At 48.4% G+C, this 16819-nt stretch carries 16 protein-coding genes and 1 pseudogene; 8 read left to right on the top strand and 9 right to left on the bottom strand.

The window, feature by feature from the left end:
• The first annotated feature begins 72 nt into the window (after positions 1-72).
• Positions 73-408, top strand: a complete 336-nt coding sequence (locus NST96_RS08965; RefSeq protein WP_003387725.1) for a hypothetical protein — start codon at positions 73-75, stop codon at positions 406-408.
• Between the two features lie 84 nt (positions 409-492).
• On the opposite strand, the gene NST96_RS08960 is transcribed toward NST96_RS08965, so the two are convergent.
• Positions 493-840 carry a YkgJ family cysteine cluster protein gene (locus NST96_RS08960; RefSeq protein WP_031932331.1) on the bottom strand — a complete coding sequence of 116 codons (348 nt, stop codon included), beginning with the start codon at positions 838-840 and terminating at the stop codon, positions 493-495.
• A 314-nt stretch (positions 841-1154) separates the two neighbouring features.
• On the opposite strand from NST96_RS08960, the gene NST96_RS08955 reads away from it, so the two are divergent.
• Together NST96_RS08955 and NST96_RS08950 are read left to right on the top strand one after the other, a co-directional pair.
• The gene (locus NST96_RS08955; RefSeq protein ID WP_003387727.1) at positions 1155-1673 is read left to right on the top strand and encodes a DUF3231 family protein; all 519 of its coding nucleotides are present in this window, start codon (positions 1155-1157) and stop codon (positions 1671-1673) included.
• Positions 1674-1764: 91 nt separating this feature from the next.
• Complete coding sequence (locus NST96_RS08950; RefSeq protein WP_031932330.1) at positions 1765-2181, top strand: DUF2243 domain-containing protein; 417 nt, start codon at positions 1765-1767, stop codon at positions 2179-2181.
• A gap of 657 nt (positions 2182-2838) precedes the next feature.
• Here the strand turns inward: NST96_RS08950 and NST96_RS08945 are convergent.
• Complete coding sequence (locus NST96_RS08945) at positions 2839-3501, bottom strand: O-methyltransferase (RefSeq protein WP_003387729.1); 663 nt, start codon at positions 3499-3501, stop codon at positions 2839-2841.
• Between the two features lie 104 nt (positions 3502-3605).
• Positions 3606-4226, bottom strand: a complete 621-nt coding sequence (locus NST96_RS08940) for a PadR family transcriptional regulator (RefSeq protein WP_342406092.1) — start codon at positions 4224-4226, stop codon at positions 3606-3608.
• A gap of 705 nt (positions 4227-4931) precedes the next feature.
• Between NST96_RS08940 and NST96_RS08935 the strand changes: the two genes are divergently transcribed.
• The 4 genes from NST96_RS08935 to NST96_RS08920 all read left to right on the top strand — a co-directional run bounded on the left by NST96_RS08935 (position 4932) and on the right by NST96_RS08920 (position 6949).
• The gene (locus NST96_RS08935; protein ID WP_003387731.1) at positions 4932-5210 is read left to right on the top strand and encodes a hypothetical protein; all 279 of its coding nucleotides are present in this window, start codon (positions 4932-4934) and stop codon (positions 5208-5210) included.
• Positions 5211-5385: 175 nt separating this feature from the next.
• Positions 5386-5745, top strand: coding sequence for a hypothetical protein (locus tag NST96_RS08930; RefSeq protein WP_342406089.1), 360 nt, complete (start codon positions 5386-5388; stop codon positions 5743-5745).
• 252 nt (positions 5746-5997) lie between these two features.
• Complete coding sequence (locus NST96_RS08925) at positions 5998-6609, top strand: DUF4183 domain-containing protein (protein WP_342406087.1); 612 nt, start codon at positions 5998-6000, stop codon at positions 6607-6609.
• A gap of 55 nt (positions 6610-6664) precedes the next feature.
• Complete coding sequence (locus NST96_RS08920) at positions 6665-6949, top strand: DUF4183 domain-containing protein (protein WP_003387735.1); 285 nt, start codon at positions 6665-6667, stop codon at positions 6947-6949.
• 899 nt (positions 6950-7848) lie between these two features.
• On the opposite strand, the gene NST96_RS08915 is transcribed toward NST96_RS08920, so the two are convergent.
• The 6 genes from NST96_RS08915 to NST96_RS08890 all read right to left on the bottom strand — a co-directional run bounded on the left by NST96_RS08915 (position 7849) and on the right by NST96_RS08890 (position 14996).
• The gene (locus NST96_RS08915) at positions 7849-8070 is read right to left on the bottom strand and encodes a response regulator transcription factor (RefSeq protein WP_003387736.1); all 222 of its coding nucleotides are present in this window, start codon (positions 8068-8070) and stop codon (positions 7849-7851) included.
• Positions 8071-8246: 176 nt separating this feature from the next.
• Entirely contained in the window at positions 8247-9173 is a 927-nt protein-coding gene (locus tag NST96_RS08910) for an ABC transporter permease subunit (protein WP_003387737.1), read from the bottom strand.
• A 30-nt stretch (positions 9174-9203) separates the two neighbouring features.
• Entirely contained in the window at positions 9204-10067 is an 864-nt protein-coding gene (locus NST96_RS08905; RefSeq protein WP_039069949.1) for an ABC transporter permease subunit, read from the bottom strand.
• 165 nt (positions 10068-10232) lie between these two features.
• On the bottom strand, positions 10233-10691 hold the full coding sequence (locus tag NST96_RS08900) for a chemotaxis protein CheX (protein WP_003387739.1): 459 nt from the start codon (positions 10689-10691) through the stop codon (positions 10233-10235).
• 90 nt (positions 10692-10781) lie between these two features.
• Positions 10782-11165, bottom strand: coding sequence for a hypothetical protein (locus NST96_RS08895; protein WP_024984219.1), 384 nt, complete (start codon positions 11163-11165; stop codon positions 10782-10784).
• A gap of 66 nt (positions 11166-11231) precedes the next feature.
• The gene (locus tag NST96_RS08890; RefSeq protein WP_340701219.1) at positions 11232-14996 is read right to left on the bottom strand and encodes a S8 family serine peptidase; all 3765 of its coding nucleotides are present in this window, start codon (positions 14994-14996) and stop codon (positions 11232-11234) included.
• A 174-nt stretch (positions 14997-15170) separates the two neighbouring features.
• Here NST96_RS08890 and NST96_RS08885 point away from each other — a divergent pair.
• Positions 15171-16774 (top strand): annotated as a pseudogene (locus NST96_RS08885) (MDR family MFS transporter).
• The last annotated feature ends 45 nt before the right edge of the window (positions 16775-16819 follow it).

Below are 16819 nucleotides of genomic sequence, written 5' to 3'. Positions count from 1 at the left end.
GGAATGTAATGCAAGCCGTCCGGACAAATTAAGCATGAATGCAAAGTCGAAGAGAAAGGGAGCTGCCGATCCATGACAAAGAAAGATTATGTAGCAAGTATTATCAAAAATATTCAAAAGCACAACGACATTATCCCTTCCCATCTGCAGGAGCTGTTGCAGGAAGTGAGCAGGAATGTAGAGACGGTCTCCTCGCAATCGTTTTTTATGCAGACAAATCACGTCGTGACTGAACCTGCTTCGCAACGGACCTACAACCCGAACGAGCCCCTCTTTCGATTGTCGGAAGGATATCGTGAGCTTAAGACATTGGCGGAGACGAACAGAGCGTCAAGGCCTGATTTAAAATCGGCAGTTGACCAGCTCGAAGGGCTATTGGGCACCTCCGAGAGCTATTCCCCTGAATAAAGGGGCGTACTCGGATTTTCGGAGACAGGTATTGGTCGTAAATCGGATATTTTATGCGGAGGGCATGCCCTTTTCTTTGGCGTTTTATTGGAAGCTCTTCCAGGTAATATCAATACTCAGGTACCCTACAGGAGCTTCCTTCAGCGTTGCCTTTTCTTTTGTAGCCAGCTCCGGCTTGCGGAAACAGACCAGGTCTTTGTGAAAGCCAAACATACGGCAAATTTCAGGCCGAACAGCATGAATTCCACATTGGTCTTTATCCAGGTCGTAGAAAATGCACGTTCCGAAAAATCTCGGCTGATTTTCTAGCTCTTCGCGGATCTTGCGCGGCATGGATGCAACCTTCTTCTGAATTTTTTTCAATTCTCTCTCCGTTACGGGAACAGGGCCGCAGCATAAACCTTTGCAACCTTGACAAGGCAAAGTATCCATCTAATGTACAACCTTTCTAAATATTCTTGATAGATGTTTCTCCAAGAACATTATGTAAGGTTTTAATCTTTTTGTAAACAAGTCAAATATTTTACAATAACATAAAAAATATTTTTTGTCAAGAACAATCCGAAGGTCAATGGTTTTTACAATCTCCCGATAGGCGGAACTGTGTCCCCTCAAAATATACAACGAACCTGTTATGCCATCTGGTCTATTGTGTAAAATTACCTTCATAACTCTTCGTCCCTAGGCACACCCTAACATCGGGTTAAAAGAACCAGCAAGGAGACTTGAATTCCGGGAGGGCATTAATGGGAATCCTGAGTGGCAATCCACAAGATGAACCGATGCACTATGGTGAAGTGTTTGGAGTATGGAGTTATCTTTCGGCTTCAAAAGGCCTATTGGTGACGTATCAAACGTTTATCAATCACACCGGTGACAAAGATCTAAAAGGTTTTCTTGAAGATCTCACACGGGCGATGCAGCAAGAAATCCAGCAGGTCGAAAACCTGCTGAAAGCAAATGGAGTTGCACCTCCGCCTACCCCAGCCGAGCGTCCAGTCGCATCACTGGAAAGTATTCCGGCGGGTGCACGTTTTAACGATCCTGAAATTGCTGCAGGTGTCGGACATGATCTTGCCGCTGGACTGGTTGCGTGCAGCCAGATCATCGGGCAATGCATTCGGGAAGACATTGCCATGATGTATTCGCAATTCCATTCGGCAAAGGTTCAATTCGGTCAACGGTTGTTGCGGATCAGCAAAGAGAAAGGCTGGTTAGTGCCGCCGCCTCTTCATCTGCAGACACCCGAGCTCGTACATGCTTAGTTTTGTCGATAAGCGCTGCCGCAAGGGCAGTGCTTATCAGCTTTTATCTACGTGAGATGGTTATTGACGATTGAGGGAGGAGGCCCGTTTTTTGAAAACAACATGTATAGGAGCCTTTTTGTTTGGGGTCGGCATGATCGGCATGCTCGATGGGATTGTTTTTCACCAAATACTGCAGTGGCATAGTGTGAACATGCATACGGATCGATTTCACCAGATCATGAGCGACGGCCTTTTTCATTTAATCGTAACGCTATTTATATTCATTTCCGGTGTTTTGCTGTGGAAAGGAGACCCCAAGGTCGGGGCAAGCAAATTTTGGGGCTGTTTCTTAGTAGGGGCTGGCGTATTTAATCTCATCGAAGGAATCACCAACCACCACATCTTGCAGGTCCACCATGTCAAACCGGGACCCAGCCAGCCTCTTTACGACATTTCATACGATCTGTTCGCCTTGCTGCTAGTGGTTATAGGCTGGATATTGCTGCGCCGGAAAAGCGCAGCGTAATTTTTTCGTTGCTGTATTCAAGTCGTACTAATTGTCTGCACACCCGCAACAACCTTCCCGAATGCTCGTCATATATTTTAGGATCATCCCCATTCAAGGAGGGCCCATCTTGTTTTCGTTTCATGCGGCCTTTGTGGCTTTTGGCTTTTGTCATTGGCCCGTGCCTGGTCTTGCGAAGGGCTGGGGTGATTTACCCGTTTTCACCTTTTTCTCTTGCTTCTCTTTCCGGAAGCAGGACTGATTTCATGATTCACCTTTTTAAACCTTTTGAATCATCGGCTTGGGAAGCAAGACTGCGTTGATGATCCAGCTTTAATACTTTTTTGAATTATCGGCTTACGAAAGGATGGTTCTATGTTAATCTTTATCGCTTTCATCGGGGCGATCTTCATCTTGATGTTTCTCAATACAATTGCATACATTGTTCATAAACCCAAAAAATATATACCCCCAGCTATCATTACAGCCATTCTGGGGGCGCTTTTGATTTCCTTCATTCTTTTAGCATTAAAATAGTTAGCATCTGTTGTCATTCATAAAAAAAGTTGCGTTTATTTCTGCAAAGGGGCGACCGGCAATAATCTGAACTTCGTTTTCATATCGTTCGGCAGTGTCCGTGACAGCAAGCAGTCTTCCCCAAATTGCTGCGTCTTTCATTTACTTCACAATTCCAAGAATGAAGCCATCATAGCCTTTACTGCCGACTGTTTGCACTGCCGTCGAATCTATTCGGGTATCTTCGGACAGCAAATCGACGAATTGACGGATACCTTGGACGCTTGCGTCTTCGGGATCGATGACACGCCCCTTGCGAACGACGTTGTCTGCAATAATAACGGTTCCTGATCTTGAATAATTCAACGCCCATTTCAAATAATGGGGGTAGTTTGGTTTATCAGCGTCGATAAAAATAAAATCGAAAGCGGTGAACCCTTTTTCTTTTAGAGTTGGCAGGGTATCAAGGGCTGGGCCGACAATGACTTCCACTTTGTTTTCCAACCCTGCTTTTCTTATATTTTCTTCGGCAACCTTGGCATGATGCTCATCAAGCTCAAGTGTGACCAGACGCCCTCCCTCCGGCAATGCACGTCCAAGCCATATACTGCTGTATCCTCCGAGTGTGCCCAGTTCTAATATATTGTTTGCCCCTGCGAGCTTTGCGAGCAAATAAAGCAATTTGCCTTGATTGGGAGCAACATCTATAGCAGGCAGACCCGCTTCCGTATTTGCTTTTAGGATGGAATCCAGTACGGGATCGGACGTGTGAAGTTTCGTTTTAAAATAAAGATCAATGTCATTCCATTGTTCAGGTGTACTCATCTTTTTCCTCCTTGGATATGTTTCGGCAAGCTTCTTGTTTTCTCAAGTCTTTTTTGGAAAAATATGGGTATGTAGGGAGGACGAGGACATCCGATAGCTCCCTGTCAGCCTTTGTCCTTGGTATCGTCATCAGGCGGAGCATCCGATACTTTATTGGGCTCCTCATCCGAAGCCGCGAGCTCATGTAGGCTATGGTGAAGATTGAACATGATTTCCTTAAACTGGGATGCCTGTTTCGAGTCAGGGGTTTCCCGTGCCATCCTGGCTGCTTTGACCATCAGGGTAAATACATCTGGCCAATCTTCGATGAGCTTCTTTACATCGCGCTTCTCAATTGCCCGGTGGCTGCCTTGCCAATTCCAACGATCCTTTTCCTGTACCGCCCGGGTTCTTCTCTCCTGAAGATACTCGCCGCCCTTATCCGTAATATGATACAGCTTTTTGCCATCTTCCTCGCTCGATACGACAAGCTCCATTTCTTCAAGCAGCTGCAAATTAGGGTAAATGGAACCCGGACTCGGGGAGTATAAACCACCGGTTTTCTCTTCCATCGCCTTAATCAGCTGATATCCGTGCATGGGAGCTTCTGATAGAAGTTCGAGTAAAGCGAATTTGAACTCACCTCGTTCAAAAAAACGCCGCTTACCTTCACCGCGCCCCCCAAAACCACCTCCGGATCCACCATGACGATGTCTCAGGTATGGTTCCGACCGCCCCCCTTCCATGTGTGAACCTCCAAATCCTTTCCATTCATGATTATGTCCCCATCGATTTCGTTGATTACAAAATTTCAACATCGGCACTCCTTATTTGTTTCAATACGATATATCGTGACAAGTCGAGTTTAATACGATATATCGTATTGTGTCAACGAGAAATTCGCTAGATGAACCTTTTATTCCCGCTGCCTTTATCCCTCCGTCTATTTTCGATTCATGAAAACTCTCGTCCAATCAAAAGGGGGATTTTGGTAGTACACTACTTTAGATCGTTATAAGGAGGGAAGTTCACTTGAAAAAGAAAAAGTCGAAAAGCAAGGCAATCAAGAAAGCAAATGTTCGCTTGGTGCATTATCCCACTCAAATAACCGGTTGTTTTCGGTGTTGCGGGCGCGGTTGGTGCGGTTGGTGCTGCCCAGAGCAAATTATGTGACCGCATCAGGAAATAACATTTGATTGCCAACAGGCACTCCCTATTCATTCGGGAGTGCCTGTTTTATGAGCTATTTACTATCTTTGGTTTCAAAGAAACGTGCTTCGCTGCAAAAAAAATACGTTGTGTCGATCCGCTGCTCATTCACAAATGAGTGAGACAATCCCCTATTTGTCATACCCATTACTAGAAAAATAGGTAATTCCACTCAACTTCTCCCCAAGCATCAACTGCTCCTCGGAATAATCTGTACAAAACAGAAGGAGTGGTGGGGTCAAATGAGTAAATTTTCTTTTACCGGGTCGTTTAGCTATCGGAGTGCTGGTAAAAAGTTTTTACTTTTTGTTCCAAAAGGGGTAGGCGGAACATTCGCAATCTCCAACAACAGCCGGAGATCTTTTGTTCTCATTTTGGATGGCATCAAAGAGTTTTCCGTAAAGCCATATAGCATAGCCAGAATTGGTATTGCATCCCCAGGGTTCCCGACAAGAATTTCCATACAAACTCGCGGAGCAGCCAGAGGATCATTTATCTATCAACAAAACCAACAAAAATAACGAAGCGAATGCAGGATCTGCTGAATAAGCAGATTTTTCTTTTTGCCTCTTGTCATGAGTCGTTTTTCGCCCGTCGGTCAAGAGCCAATTATAAGACGTGCGTGAGAACAGTCCACCCCCCTGCTTGCATCCGAGCATAGTTTACAGAAGTTCAAAATTAGGGAGGAATGGAACAATGCCTCAGACCCAACTTCGTCTGCCGAGACTAACACTTTTTGATGATGAAAACTTTCGTGGAAGGAGCAGAGTTTTCCGCGGCAACGTAGCAATCCGCAATGTGGAAAGAATCTTTGATGAACCGGAAAGTTTACGATTTCGTTCAAATGGCAGAGGTGCAACTTTAGTTTTATTCTCAAGAAATAATTTTAAAGGTGCTTTTCGAATCATTCGCGTCAGCAGAAGTATAGCTGATGTCGAAAGAATCATCGGATTCGATTTCGAAGCCAACTCCATTATCATGACAAGCAGACGATTGACACTGCAACAAGTATTAAATATTCGGAGAACCGGAAAACTCCCGAGTGGAATTTTTTAATAGTGGATCATGTAAAACGGTCTATTTAGCATAAGGCGATCTATTAATACCACTCTGTTATGAGTGAAGTGACCTATAAGATGGTCACTTTTTTTAAAGTTTCCATCAAGAGGGGCGCAGTCCAGTCTGCTGATGAAGCAGACTTTTCTATTGCCTATTTTTGGTTAAGTTGGTTCTCTTTGGCTATAAGTCTAACTACTTACGTTGCAAATTAACGTAGCATAAGTTAAGCCATGATGTGGAGGTGTCTGCATGCTATGCCGACGATCAAAAGGGGCTGAAAAAAGAAACAGGAAAAAAATAAAGTGCTTACGTCCTCGCAAGAAGAAGTGTCCGAAGAAAAAACAAAAAATTGTTTGGGTTAAATGTCCGCGTCCAAAAATTATTGTACGCGCTCCTGCTGGGCCTCCTGGGCCCCAAGAAACACAAGGACCCCAGGGATTCCGTGGACTTCCAGGACCTCAGGGACCTCAAGGACCTCAGGGACTTCAGGGACTTCCAGGACCTCAAGGACCTGGTGGATATGAAGGCACCATAACAATCCTTCCAGAAGTATACCGATATTTTTATATTGCACCCGAAGATATTCAATTGACCCGCACAGTTACAATTGCCGCAACCCATTTCACGGACAATCAGAGAAATTTGGCAACAAGTTTTAGAGGACTAAGTCCCAGCAGCTACATCAGCCTCTTCGTAAACGGGATTTTGCAAGAGTCCAGTTTGAGTGAGATCAGTGAAAATGAACTGACACTCCTTGGAACAGGAGACACTATTTATTCAGGAACTCCTATTATTCTTGAGATCGTTAAATTCTCTGCTATAATCACCCCTGAAAATGAGGAATTCAACGGAGTCGATTAGCACTTACAAACTTCCAAAATCTTGCATTTGCTAAAAGCGAAGGAGGTGATACCAGATGCCAATCGTAAAACCCTTTATTGCAGGCAGAAGGTTCTCAGGCACAGCAGGTGCGGGTACAGGAACGGGGGCTACGTTTTCCATTGCAGCAACCACTTTCACAGATGATACAGGTGCGGCGGCCACAGCATTCCCAGCTTCTTATTCCTACTACAATCTGTACATTAATGCCGTGATTCAAACTGCTGATACTTCCACTGCTACTACCACAGCGATAACGATCCCCGGCGGAGACGTATTGGATCCCGCAACACCGATTATTATTGAGTTTGTCGTTACGTAAGCCTTTTGCCAACAACGTCGACATTCCATTTTTTTCATGAATGTCGGCATTGTTGTTTTTTTATCCTCAAAGAGCCGAAATGTATTGTTAACGCTCCTTATTCCTCCCCATAGTTTGCAACCATAACCACATTCATTTGAAATCAGACGTAAAAAATGACCCCTAAAGCTTACCTAAGGGTGGTTGATCGATTGTTCAACCGTGAGCTCCATCAGTCAGGTAACTGCAGAACTAGTTGCCGAGAGCTCCATTGACTTCAGCCCATGAATGCAAAATTGTACGGTAATACCTTGCTTCCCATTTCTTGAGACGGAAACCGATCAGCATAAATAAAAAGAAAAAGGTTCATAAAGTACCCTTAAACTCCTTTACGGAGCATCTATACAGCTTAGAAATAATAAATTTCTTGGCAAACACGTTGGGCATAACAACCTTGTGGTTCAGCCGCAAAGGCAGCACCTGAGACAGACATAACCATCATGATTGCAAAAGAAATAGCCAATCATTATTTCATAGGTATCACCTCCTTAATAGTAGATTATGATAAACAAGTTTACATACTTGCCATTTGTTTTAAAATTTTTGGTGTACGGGTGGCGAGCGTAACCAGATATGCTTCAGCCTTACTCATGCCTCGCATCGCAGCGCCGAGAAGGAAGAACTCATTAGAACAAGCGCAATCGTACCAGAGACGGTAAAGTTGGGGCCGGATTTTCCAAAAAAGACCTTGATGTTTGAATGAATTTTGGCACCCCCCGTAACTTCTCTACCCAAAATTGATTCACCGGTCGTAGAGTGGCTAAACTCGGACGATGCAAAGCCTGTTCTCCTGAATTTGGGCAAAAAAAAATCCTCCCTTCCATCGCAAGGGAAGAAAAGGGAGGCTGGGTGGGCTGGGTTCAAATCTCTAACTCACCAAGTCGAACGAGTTCGACTACTGCTTGAGATCGACCTTTGACACCTAATTTTTGCATGACATTGCTGATGTGATTGCGTACGGTTTTTTCACTGATGAAGAGTTGTCCGGCAATCTCTTTTGTTGTCTTATCCTGGACCAAGAGTTCAAATACTTCTCTTTCTCGATTTGTCAACAACGGCTTGGTTTGGTCGCTCCCCTTCAATCGTGCCACCCCTCCTTGTGGGCTCTACAGGAACAAGGTTGAGGGATTACAGAGTCACCTTATCCTATGTAGGGGGGTGGGTGGTGGTGCCGGAATTACGGGGATTTTAGGCTTTTGCCTTACATCCTATTCAAAAAATGGGCGATGGGTTCCGCCGGGAAAGCCCCCTTTCCCAACTAAATAAACGGTGTCCGTTGATACGTTTCCTGAAACCGGTCGCGAAGCCCCTTTGCCAGGAGCGAAAAGGAACCGATGGCAATGATAAAAGCAGCCAGCGGGATCATAAAAATCCAGGCGTTGTTCCCGTAGACAAACCCTCTGTACGAGCCGAGCAGACCAGCCCACTCGTTCGTAACGGAGTGATAAATGACCGGATCGTAGGTGACATAGGTGCCGCCCACAAACAGATCAAACATACCGAGCAGCCCCATCAAGGCCATGATGGAAATCATCTCGGTGACGGCGATCAGGACAAGCTGTTCTTTTAGCTGCGGGAGGACATGACGAAAAATGATCTGCTCGCGTCCGGCCCCGAGAGAGACGGCAGCCAGCACATACTGCGTTTCCTTGATCTGTTCGGTCTTTTGCCGGATCGAAGACGCGACGCTGGGGGCGCCAAGCAGTGCGACGAGGCCGATAAACAACAGCACCAGGGTGCCGATGGCCAGCTCCGAGTTCCGATTCAGCCCAACGAGTAAAAAGTACACCGGCAAAAAGAGAGGCATGTATCCCCAGGCGTTTTCGATCGAGAGCCACCACTTTTGCGGCTTGTCCTGAATGCCGATATAAAGGCCGATGATCGTACCGATCAAGAGGCGTGCGACAGCGGCGAGCATCGTGACGAACACGGTGTACGGCGCTCCGTGAAGCAGCTTTGTCAACAGATCATAGCCCCATTTGTCGGTGCCAAGCCAGTGCTCGCTTGAGGGGGAGAGCGGCGGGGAGATGATGACGGTCTTTCCATTCACTTCGACATTTCTCACTTTTTCTTGATGTTCCAGATCGTAGGGAGCGATATAGGGGCCAATGATCCCGAGAACGATCAGGAGCATCACAAGCACCGCTCCGACCCACAGGGATACATTCACTCGACGCTTCTGCATGGCAAAACCTCACTCTTTTTTACACTCTGCTTATTTGTAGACAGCAATCCGTTCAAACAGATACAAAATAGCCCGAATCAACAGGTACACCAATATGGAAAGCAATATAATGCCCATCAGACCCATTACGGCCGTGTTAAACTGATAAATGCCATTTTTGGAAAAAATGAACCGGGTCAAGCCCACTACATTTAGAAGATATTCCACGATGAACAAGTTGGCCACCGTAATCGCGATGGTCTTCTTCAGATCCGCCAGCAGAAACGGCTTCACATTTTTATACACATGGTGAACGAGAATATGCCAAATGCCCATCCCCTTTGCCAAAGCGGTCTTGATGTAGTCCTCACCGCCGATTTGCCCGTATTTGAGACTGATTACCTTCATCAGGAAAATGGTCGGACCGATCGCCAGCATCGTGAGTGGGAACCACATGTTGCTGGAGTCACTTGTCGGGGAAAGTGTAATAATCCGAATATTCGTCCACTTGTAAAACTGAATCGCCGCCAAAATGGATAAAAATATCAGTACAAAGTCAGGAATCGTGGAGAGCAGATTCAATAGTTTTTGAAAGTAGCGAACAAATGCAAACCGCTGCAGGAACAGCCCGAATAACAAACTTGCCAAAACAGCGATCAATACACTGTAAAACATCAGTTCAAAGGAGTTGATCGCAAAAGGAACGATATCCTCCGCAATGCTCCGTTCATCATTTCCCGAGTAATAAGTACCCAGTGATCCTTCCCCTATCTGCTGAAGCAAATAGACGGTGTATGTGACGACTCTTTCCGGCGCAAAATGCACTTCCTCTTTCTCAACATAAAGCATGTACGGGCCGCCGCAGACAATCACAACGAGGAAAAACATCCCGATTAGCTGCCTAATATATGACAAACATTCATTCCCCCTTACTATCTCAAACAATACACGATCTGGAAAAAAACGGCCAGACAATCAAAAATATTTTATCTTTTTTTATTATTCCAACTCTTGCACAGATTCGTCAACCCTTCGCGAACCGAAAAAAAGGCGTTCTGCCAATGCAGAGCGCCCACCTTCCTACTTTCCTACCAGGACTTGGATTTCCATACGGCCCATGTCGCTTAAGTCAAGCGGGACTGTATATGCGGTCCGAGAACCCCATCTATTCTCCTGTGCCTGAATAAACTGCGGCGGAGTAATATCAATCACTACGCCTTGATTGTAAAGCATTGTGCTGGCGTTGCCGGAGATCATATTCCCGAGTTCCGATATAGCGCTTTTCCCGATTTCATCAAGTTCATTAACGGGGAAGCCCCCCATCATCGCTGATACAAGACGCAAGGCGAGGTCGTTTTGCAAGCCGAAAAACACGTCGCCTTCCAATTGACCGGTCATTCCAATGCGGATCCAGGTATGATCGTCCCGATAGTACCACTCTGTCATCTCCAATTCTCCCCGTTTGATCGTCACGTTGCAAAGCTGTTCAATCACAAAGGAAGCCGAATCCAGAAACGGATTGAGGTACTGGACGTTCATCTTCATTTCCTTCCTTCCCGTACGAATTTCTCCTCATGAGGCCCATTATAATGTCGAAAAATGGCAGAGACAAGTCGTTATCCAAAATATTTAAGGACTTTCGGTGTATAAAACAGGTACATCCGGAAAGAGAACCTGTACATTAGCACTAGTTTCTCTTGTGAAAATGAGACTGCATTTGCGCAAGTCAAGCACCTCGACTCCCACTTCATGACAGCTCAACTGCCACAAAGGGCTGCTTACTTCCTTAAAAGCAAAGACCGTATCTCCAAAAGCCAGACATTCTCTAATGCAGCGCTCTGCCGGAAAATCCGGCCCCTCCTCCAGCAAATGAACGGGCTCCACGCCAAACTGCTGCAACAGATGAACCCTGTCAGCGAGCTGCTCAGGGCGCTTTCGCGACACGTTTCTTCGCGGTGAAAGCAGCGGATATTCCTTTTTTACATATACCCAATCAATTCCATGATAAAACACGTTCACTCCTCCCTGCACAAAACATTTCAGACCCCGAAACAGAGAAAAGGATGCCGGCTGGCACCCTTATCTCTTTTTCCCTACGATGACCATCTCTGCTTTTGTTTCGCGCCCGAGGGCATCGACTGCCACTACGGACAGCTTCTGCTTGCCTTCCTTGACGCTGTTTACAAGCGCACGGAATTCTCCTCTGTCATTCACATCGACGAACACATGCTGGTCTGCATAATCCAGATGCATCCGTACGGTCCCCGGAGCATTCACTCTCCCGGAAATCTGCATGCTTTCTCCCGCATATACCTCTTTGTTCTTCTCTTCTATATGCAGTGCCGGCGCCGGCAAAGGCTTCGCCTGATACGTGTAGCGCTGCTCGGCGTGATGCATCACGAGCGAACCGGCCTGGGCATCCACATAAGCGTATACCGTCATAGAGGACTCATTGCCCGCGGCGTCTTTCCCCTCAAGCAAAATACGGTTTTCGCCGTGCTGAAGGGGGAGCGTCTGGGTGAAGTTTTTCTGCACGGCTTTCTCCAGGTGATCTTCCTCCCAACTGGAGACGATCTGTCCGTTGATGCTTACCTGGCCTTTGTATGTCTGATCGCGATACGCAAACTTTACGGGTACCAGCATTCGTTTGGTCCCTGCATCAAACAAGATTGTCTCGCTGCCGTCGTTGGTTAGCTGAAGCTGCGGAGGTGTCGTGTCTACGATGATCCGCTGCGTAAAATGTCTGCTGTTCCCATGCATGTCCTGGGCATGATAGGGAACGTAATTGAGCCCTTCCGGCAGCTTCAGGATGGTTTTAAATGAACCGTCCGTCTCGACCTGGACCGGATTTTTATTGATTTGCAGACGCACTCTGTCCAGCATGTCTTCACCCGCAATCCTGCCGTTGACCGCTACCTCAGGCTGACGGGTGACCAGCACCGAGGTGTACAGGTCATTGGGAAACTGGACAAACGGAGGGGTGACATCGCTCTTTCCATTGATGTTGACAACACTCATATTTCCCGCATAGTCATACGCCACCAGGGAAATCCGTTTGTCCGGCTGACTGACAATGGTGCTGGTTATGCTCGCAGAATAGGGTCCGCCCACTTTTTTCCCGCCTACATACAACAGGTAGCCTTGAATGTCCTTGTCGCGGGAGCTCCAATGTACTTTGTTCCCGGACAGGGAAGCAGTGACGACCGGGGCTTTTGTGTCTACTTTAATCGGAAGAGTCAGCGTGTGCCAATTGGCATGACGGCTGTCGATGCGGGCCCGGACGACGAATCGGTAGGCTCCATCCGGGACGGTTTCATAAACGCCCTTCTCGGGATTGTACTTTTTCCCGTCCCAGCTCCATTCTTCCCGCTCCGTATAGTAATAAGGGGTCCCCAGCTTTGATTGATCAAATTTGCTGATTTTCTCATCGCGTGACAGCGACCGGATGATTGTTCCTCCGCTGTCCACCACATCCACCGTCACTTGGCGGGCATTGCGCAAAAATGTAATCGAAGGAGCTGCAACATCATAGTGTCCGTCTCCATTTGGCGAAAATGCAATCTTGGCCGGATCGACCTGTACATGTCCGTCCTCGCTCACGCCAGTGACACCAAGGTAATCGCGGTATTTCCACTTGTCATTTTCCTTGTCGTGATACCAGGTCGTCTTGACGCCTGTACGGTGCTCCTGGCTCCCCGGGTCCCACATCGGCTGATCCATTACGCGCGGTTCATCCCATTTTCCGTAAAACCCGTAATAAGGCACCCGCAGCACAGGAATTTCGGAGTCGGTCGGCTGAAAAACAACATATCCCTCGGCAAAAATATTGCGGGGAGCGTTTTTCGGAATGTGAAGCGTTACCTTTACTTCTGCCCGCTGTCCGGGCTGAACGGTGACCTGCTGAGCGGAAAATCGCAATGCGGCCCCCTGCAGTGCTGTATCGGTAAGCATGTTAATCCCGTCCTGCCGCTTGTCCGTCAAGACCCCGAACTCATCCTTGACCTGATACGTGACCGGCTTTTTTCCGAACTTGTTCTCGACAAACAGGGAAAACGTCGTCGTTTCTCCAACCTCGCCCAGCGATACGCCAGCTTTCCCCTTGGCATCAGTGATAATGCTCGGGGTTTTAATCGCTTTGGCGATCTGCATCACGCCCGCACCTTGCACGCGCGGACTGTACGGCACTTTACCCGTCGTCCTGCCGCTTGCCGTGCTTGCAGCACTGCGCGGGTCGAGTACCGGCTGCGCCGTATTCATTGCCGCGGCCTTCATCGTTTCAACCAGTTGTCGTCCGGACAACTGGTAGCCCTGTTTTTGGTAGGCCTGCTTCAGAAGAGCCATCCCGCCTGCCACATGAGGGGTAGCCATGGAGGTTCCGCTCTTGACGGCATAATCGGTTTCGCGGACGAGCGACAAAATGCCTCCGCCTGGGGCGGCAATCTCCGGCTTGAATTGCAAATCCGGCGTCGGTCCCCAGGAGGTGAAGGCGGAAACCGTTCCCCCATCCGGATACGGCATCGGATTTTGCGCGAACTGACCGTCAAAGTTGATTTTTACTTTTTTTCCCTTTTTCAACGCCTGCGTCAGCATTTCCCCCGTTTGCTTCAAAATCGAGACAGCCGGCAAGGCAGTGGTGGTCTCGGCGGAAATGATGAGCGGCCCCGGCTGATTGTTGTAGATCACAGCCCCTGCCGCTCCTTTCTCCTTGGCCAAACGCAGCTTCTCGTCAAAGGAAATGTCGCCTCTCTCCAGAAGGACCACTTTCCCTTTTACCGAGACGTTGTAATCCTCTTTTTTCCCTTTGCCCATGTACATCAGTTCGTACTGCTTCATCAGGGCTTGCACGGGATTCAACGCTTGTCCGCTGGCTGCGTGCCCATGGAGATACACGACCCTTTCGAGGCCCGGCACTCCCTCGACGGCGAAGCTGAGACCGGCAAGCGTGGTCGCATTTACAGACGCAACAGAGAAGGCGTCAGGAGCGAGACCCGGAGAGCCGATCATCGAGACATCCGGATTCTGCGCCTTTACCTTGTCACTGCCAAAGTAGGCGTCATTTCCTGCCGCGGCGACGACGATGACTCCGTTGTCGACAGCCCGTTTGACAGCATACTGCTCGGTATTGGTTTCATCTACATATCCTGCTGACGAGCCCAGACTGAGATTGATCACATCCGCTTTTTTGGCGATGGAATCATTGATCGCAAACAAAATAGACTCGCTCAGCCCGGGGACCTCCCCCTGGTAATTGCTGAAAACCTTTTGGCTCAAAAGCTGTGCTTCAGGAGCAACGCCTTTTATTTTTCCGTTGGCAGCCACAATGCCAGCCACATGAATGCCGTGTTGGGACTCGCCTACATCCTCTGTAATTTGATTGCGGTCTGCCCAGTTGTACCCGGGTATTACTTTTTTCGCTACTCCTGATTTTTGCTGTGCGGAACGCTTGTCCCGCGGGGCAGGCAAATCGGGATGCTTTCCGTTAATTCCTGTATCGATCACAGAGATGAGCATGCCTTCTCCCTTGACCCCGATCTCCTCCCAAGCCTTCTTCGCTTCGATCATATCCAGGTTGGAAGTGGGGGGATCCGCTACCTGCTCCCCCATCAGCACATGTTCGGCACGCGTCCATTCATCTGCAGATGCAGACTGGACTGTACCAGCATGAATAGCGCTTTGCATAGCTGGACTTGTCTGTCCGTCGTCAGGACGCAAATCGGACCAGACCTGCTGCTTGGTAATGGCGGCTACGGCTTCAGGAAAGTCGCCCTTTGCGCTCCAGGTGCCCGCCGTCGTTGACGGAAGCAAAACCAACGATAACCCGATGTAAAAGACCTGTTTCTTCATCGTTTGCCCCCTTCCTAAAAAACACCGAATACCATAAGTCTTCCATGGAAAGCAGACACCTATTCTCAAAAGGGAGATTTCACCTGTCTCGAGAATGCGGGATCTGCGGGCATACTACTGGGAAGAAAAAGACCGTGGCATCCGCAGTACGCCTATGGACAGGAGAGATACACGATGGAAACGCAAAAAAATAGAGGATTGTTGATTACTGGCCTGCTCGTCGCGATGTTGTTCGCCTCTCTTGACAATACGATTGTGGGAACAGCAATGCCGCGGATTGTCGGTGAGCTGGGGGGACTGGGGATTATGACCTGGCTGACCACCGCCTACATGCTCAGTTCCACTACGGTTGTCCCTATCGCCGGCAAAATGGCCGATCTGATCGGTCGGAAAACGGTTTATGTAACGGGCCTGATCATTTTCATGCTCGGCTCTGCGCTTTGCGGTATGGCTCAGTCCATGACCCAGCTCATCTTTTTTCGCGCTGTGCAGGGAATTGGCGGCGGCGTTATGATGCCGATGGCGATGATTATTATCGGGGACATTTTTACAGGGGAACAACGGGCCAAATGGCAAGGGGTGTTTGGAGCTGTATTCGGTCTGTCTTCGATCATCGGTCCGCAGTGGGCGGTTGGATTGTAGACGCATCCAACTGGCGCTGGGTTTTTTACATCAACATGCCGGTCGGAGTACTGGCTACCATCCTGATCGCCATTGCGCTTAAAAACCGCCAGCAAACAGGTCCGGTCACCTTTGATATCTGGGGAATGTTTACGATGGTCGGAGGAGTCGTCAGCCTCCTTCTGGCGCTTACCTTCGGGGGCAAAAATTACCCCTGGCTCTCTTGGCAGATTCTTTCTCTATTCGCCTTGTCCGCCGCCTTCATTACCGGATTCATATGGATCGAAGGCCGAACAAAAGAGCCAATCCTGCCGCTGCGCCTGTTTCAAAACAGAACCTTTTCGCTTTTGAGCGGAATTGGCTTTCTGATGTCGGTCGGGATGTTTGGCGCGATTATGTTCGTCCCGCTGTTTATGCAAGGTGTCGTAGGCATCAGTCCCTCGGAATCCGGAACCGTCATGGTGCCGATGATGCTCTCGATGATGGCTGCCAGCATGCTTGGCGGGAGAATCGTCAAGTTTTTGGGAGTGCGGCTCCAGATGATTCTTGGCATGGTCGCGATGGGCGCCGGCTTTTGGCTTTTGTCGACGATGGGCATGGAGACAACAAAATATACGACGATGGTGCATATGGTCGTGCTCGGATTGGGAATCGGGCTGGTCATGCCGATGATTACCATTGCCTTGCAGGAGTCCTTTCCCAAATCTCAGCTTGGCGTAGTGACTTCCTCCAGTCAGTTTTTCCGGCAAATTGGCGGGACGTTCGGGATGACGATCCTCGGTGCTGTAATGAACTATCATTCGACCAATTTGCTTACAGCAAGCTTGGTACCGTATCTGGAGCAGCTGCCGCCTCAGGCCCACGATATGGTCGTCCATTTTGAATCGATGATCAGGACGAATCCACAGGGGATGTATTCGATGCTTCTTAGTCCAGAGGCCCTGTCCCAAATCCCTGCGGCCATCCAGCAAACGCTGCTGCCCATCTTGAAAGTCTCGATGGTCGAATCCCTGCACCATGTGTACCGATACGGGCTGCTCTTCGTCCTGCTGGGAGCGATTTGCACGCTTTTCCTCGGCAACATCAAACTGTCCACCACACAGAAGAGTGAGGAAAAAAAGCCAAACAGACGTCCGGAGCCGGAGACACAACAGTGATAGGGACGATTTACAACAACAAGGCCCCTGTCGCAGAGCCGGTAG

The sequence above is a fragment of the Brevibacillus sp. FSL K6-2834 genome (genome assembly GCF_038592925.1).
Classification (GTDB): domain Bacteria; phylum Bacillota; class Bacilli; order Brevibacillales; family Brevibacillaceae; genus Brevibacillus; species Brevibacillus borstelensis.
Note: the sequence above shows the minus strand (reverse complement) of the source record. Positions and strands in the feature narration are given on the sequence as shown.